Raw genomic sequence first — 1391 nt, 5'->3', positions numbered from 1 at the left:
ACCGCCTCGATCGCCGGCGCATCGCGGCCGATCAGCGCCACCGCGCGCACATGGCGCGCCACCGGCGCGACCAGCGGCGTGAAGTCCTGGCCCTTGCCGTCGCCGCCGAGGATCACCACCAGCTTGGCCGGCGTCTTGTCGGCGCCCAGACCCTCGAGCGCGGCCACCGTGGCGCCGACGTTGGTGCCCTTGCTGTCGTCGTAGGCCTCGACGCCCCCGACCGTGGCGACGAAATCCACGCGGTGCGGCTCGCCGCCGTACTCGCGCAGGCCGTGCAGCATCGGCGCCAGCGGCCGGCCGATGGCGGTGGCCAGCGCCAGCGCGGCCAGCGCATTGGCGGCGTTGTGGCGGCCGCGGATGCGCAGCGCGTCGGCCGGCATCAGGCGCTGCAGGTGGATCTCCTCGTCCTCGGTGTCGCCCTTGCGGCGCTTGATCGTCTCGTCGGCCTCCAGCGCGCGCACCAGCCAGGCCATGCCGTTCTCGACCACCAGCCCGTAGTCGCCGGGGCGCTGCGGCGCGTCGAGCCCGAAGCGGACCACCTTGCGCGCCAGCGGCTTCGCGAAGCGGCCTTTCTGCGGCAATGGCGCCGGGACCATGGCCTCGACCTGCACGTCGTCGCGGTTGACCACCATCGTGCAGCCCCAGGCGTCGGCCGGGCCGTAGATGCGCGCCTTCGCCGCGGCATAGGCCGGCATCGAGCCGTGCCAGTCGAGGTGGTCCTGCGTGATGTTCAGCACCACCGCGGCGTCCGGCACGAAGCCGCGCACGCCGTCGAGCTGGAAGCTCGACAGCTCCAGCACCCAGGCCTCGGGAAGGTGCTCGAACACCGGCGCCGCGGGCGGCGGCGGGGCGAGCTGCAGCGGGGCTTCGTCGTCGTCGGCAGGTTCGGACACGGAAAGGCCCTCACCCCCGCCCTCTCCCGCTGAGATCGGAGTGGGAGCCGGCGGTTCGTCTCCCTCTCCCCCTGGGGCGGGAGAGGGCTGGGGTGAGGGGCATTCCGGTTCACCTTCCTGCTCCAGCGCCGCCGCCAGCGTGCCCAGCATCGTCGGGCCCACGTTGCCGGCCACCGCCACGCGCAATCCGCTGCGTTCGATCAGCTGGCCGCACATCACCGTGGTGGTGGTCTTGCCGTTGGTGCCGGTGATGGCGATCACCTTGGGTGCGTAGCCGCGTTCGGCCTTCAGCCCGGCCAGGGCCTGCGCGAACAGGTCGAGCTCGCCCTCGACGGGTACGCCAAGCTCGGCCGCGCGCGCCAGCAGCGGCGCCAGCACCGGGTCCAGCGGCGACAGGCCCGGGCTCTTCAGCACGCGCTGCACGCCGTCCAGCAGGCCAGCGTCGAAACCGTGGTGCAGCGTCGCGCCCGGCAGCGCCTGGGCCAACGCTGCGGCCTG

Annotated in this window: 1 protein-coding gene; it reads right to left on the bottom strand. The window is 73.5% G+C overall.

Translation table 11 applies throughout. The annotated features are described in order from the left end of the window. Positions 1-1391: Mur ligase family protein (locus x551_RS27845; RefSeq protein WP_036251649.1), on the bottom strand; the 1391-nt coding region annotated here is incomplete at both ends.

The sequence above is a fragment of the Methylibium sp. T29 genome, from assembly GCF_000576205.1.
GTDB lineage: Bacteria > Pseudomonadota > Gammaproteobacteria > Burkholderiales > Burkholderiaceae_C > Methylibium > Methylibium petroleiphilum.
The sequence above is the reverse complement of the archived record's forward strand: the minus strand, read 5'-3'. Positions and strand labels throughout refer to the sequence as shown.